The organism is uncultured Adlercreutzia sp. (assembly GCF_958431955.1).
Classification (GTDB): Bacteria; Actinomycetota; Coriobacteriia; order Coriobacteriales; family Eggerthellaceae; genus Adlercreutzia.
In genome coordinates, this window is the sequence record NZ_CAUASN010000069.1 from 1 (window position 1) to 2,798 (window position 2,798).

Annotated in this window: 2 protein-coding genes; one reads left to right on the forward strand and one right to left on the reverse strand. The window is 67.8% G+C overall.

Annotated features, from left to right (window positions below):
• Positions 1–207: 207 nt before the first annotated feature.
• The gene (locus Q5064_RS11335; protein WP_302964768.1) at positions 208–957 is read left to right on the forward strand and encodes a TSUP family transporter; all 750 of its coding nucleotides are present in this window, start codon (positions 208–210) and stop codon (positions 955–957) included.
• Between the two features lie 46 nt (positions 958–1,003).
• Here Q5064_RS11335 and Q5064_RS11340 read toward each other — a convergent pair whose 3' ends face one another.
• Entirely contained in the window at positions 1,004–2,443 is a 1,440-nt protein-coding gene (locus tag Q5064_RS11340) for a CCA tRNA nucleotidyltransferase (RefSeq protein ID WP_302964770.1), read from the reverse strand.
• Between the last annotated feature and the right edge of the window lie 355 nt (positions 2,444–2,798).

Genomic DNA, 2,798 nt, shown 5'->3' on the forward strand with positions numbered 1-2,798 from the left:
GACGCCGCCCTCTCAAGGCGGAGGTCGCCGGTTCGAATCCGGTCGGAGCTACCAAGATCACACGGAGCCGCCCTCGGGCGGCTCTTTTCGTGCTCGCACTGCGACGGCTTGCGTTGCGGGGCGGCGCAAGGCAGCACGAGCGCTGCGGGGTCTGGGCCCTGCGGGGCTCGGCTCGGGTTCGGCAATCTGCTTCGGGAAGGAGCGCAGGTGGAGTTCCTCATCGTGTGCCCGCTGGCGCTCGTTGCCGGCTTCGTGGACGCCATCGCCGGCGGGGGAGGGCTCATCTCGCTGCCGGCCTACTTCTTCGCGGGGCTCCCCGCTCATGCGGCCATCGCCACCAACAAGCTGTCGAGCACCCTGGGCACCGCCGTCGCCACGGTGCGCTACGCCCTGTTCGGCTATATGGTGAGACGGTTCGTCATCACGGGCGTGGCTTGCGGCCTCGTCGGCTCCGCCGTGGGCGCGAATCTGGCCCTTCTGTCCGATGCCACGGTGCTCATGGTGTTCATGCTCGCGGCTCTGCCGCCCGTAGCCGTGCTGGTGTTTCGCGCCAAGGACCTCAACCGGTTTTCCGAACGACCCCTTCCTCCGGCCGCCGCTCTCGCGGCCACGGCCGTCATCGCCCTGGTCGTGGGCGTCTACGACGGATTCTACGGCCCGGGCACCGGCACTATCCTCATGCTGCTGCTCACCGCGGTGGGCCGCCAGGACGTGAAGAGCGCCGCCGGCACCACCAAGGCCGTCAACCTGGCCACGAACGCCGCGGCCCTTACAGTGTTCCTCGTAAACGGCCAGGTGCTCGTCGGCCTGGGCCTGGCAGCCGCGGCCTTCAACATCGCGGGCAACTGGCTCGGCTCCACCTTCTTCGACAAGAAGGGCGCGCTCGTCCTGCGCCCCATCATGCTCGTGGTCATCGCGCTGTTCGCCGCCAAGCTCGTAGCCGATCTCATCGCCTAGGGCCGCCCGTCGGCCGCGTCGCGAGTCCTCTCCCGGTTGCAGCCGCCTACTCGGCGGCGGCCTCTGCCCTCGCGAAGGACAGCAGCGCCTCGCGCTCGTTGGGAAGGCGCCCGTCGATGACGGCGTCCAGGGCCGCATCCAGGATGCGGCCCACCTCGGGGCCGGCCTCCACGCCGAGGGCCATCACCTCCTCGCCGCCGATGGCGAGCTGTTTTACCGTGAAGGCCTCCTCGGCCTCCAGCACCTCGTGCAAGATGCCCCGCAGCTCTTCGGCCGTATCGGCCCGGGGCGCGCAGAAGGGGGCCTGGGCCAAGGCGTCGGCTCGCTTGATGTCGCAGAGCGCCTCGAACAGGTCGGTACGGCCGCCCAGCCGTCCGAGCATTCGGCGCACCGCCCGCGAGCTTGCCGGCACCACGTCGTCGTGGACGCGCACGAGCACCGGCGCATCGCGTCGCAACCAGGCGGGGAAGGGCAGCCGCCGCATAATGCCCTCGGCCAGCACGACGCTCACGGCGGCATGGCCGTAGAAGTGCTCCACGCGCTCGCCGTCGCGCTCCTCGAAAAAGGCCGCCGCTGGCTTGCCCATGTCGTGGAACAGTGCGCTCCAGCGCTGCAAGGGCTTAGGCGGCGTGTGCTGCACCACCCAGGCTGTATGCTCCAGCACATCGTATATATGGTATTTCGTCACCTGCTCGCAGCCCTTCATGGCCACGAGCTCCGGCAGCACGAAGGCCAGAACATCGACGGTCTCCATGAGCGCGTCGTGCACGTAGTCGCCACAGAGGAAGCGCTCCAGCTCGCGGTAGACGCGTTCGCCCGACACCTTGCGCAGCAGGTGCTTCGACGCCATCATGGCATCGAAGGTGGCCTCCTCAATGGCGAACCCCAGCTGCGAGGCGAAGCGGCAGGCCCGCAGGATGCGCAGCGCGTCCTCGGAAAAGCGGCGAAGCGGGTCTCCCACGCAGCGAATGACGCCGCGCTCGATGTCCGCTGCGCCCCCGAACGGGTCGATGATGCCGCGATCGGGGTGGTAGGCCAGCGCGTTGATGGTGAAGTCGCGCCGCTCGAGGTCCTCCTCGATGGTGGCTGCGGGCGTCACCGCATCGGGATGGCGCCCGTCGCTGTAGGCGCCGTCGAGACGGTAAGTGGTGATCTCCAAGGGCTCGCCGTCGCAAATGACCGTGAGGGTGCCGTGCGCCACCCCGGTCTCCACCGTGCCCCAACCCTCGGCGCGAAACGCCTTTTGCACCGAGGTCCACGGCAGGCTCGTGGCCAGGTCGACGTCGTGGATGGCGCGCCCCAGAAGCGCGTCGCGCACGTAGCCGCCCACGCACCACGCCTCGCCCCCGGCTTCTTCCAGAATGCGCAGCGCCTCGCGAACGGCAACGGGAAGGGGGAGCGCGCCCTCTCGGACGGAGGCCGCCGAGCCGCCTTCCTCCGCGAAGCGGAAGGGGCGGGCGCTGGTGTTGGGGTTGCGATGGGCCATGGGCGTGTCCTTTAACGTGTGCGTGGGCCGAGAACACCCAGTATAGCGATCTCTCTTTGCGAAAGGGTTTCTGCCCGCGCCGGACAGCGAAAGGTTTTCAAGAAATCTCAAATTGCCCCCTTGCGCTTCGGCAGAAGATGGGTATTATAAGCAAGTTGCCTTTTTCGGAAGTGCGGAAGGCAGCCTCGCAAGCGCCTCTGCGGCGGTCGACGAGTAAGCGAAGTTGTCAAGACTTTGTGAATGAGTTGACACCGATCGGAGAAGCGCGTAAAGTACTTCCTTGCGCCGCTCGCGAGAGATGGCGGCGGGGAGAGGCCCCGCGGCACCTTCACAACCGGATACTGAGGATGGAGGC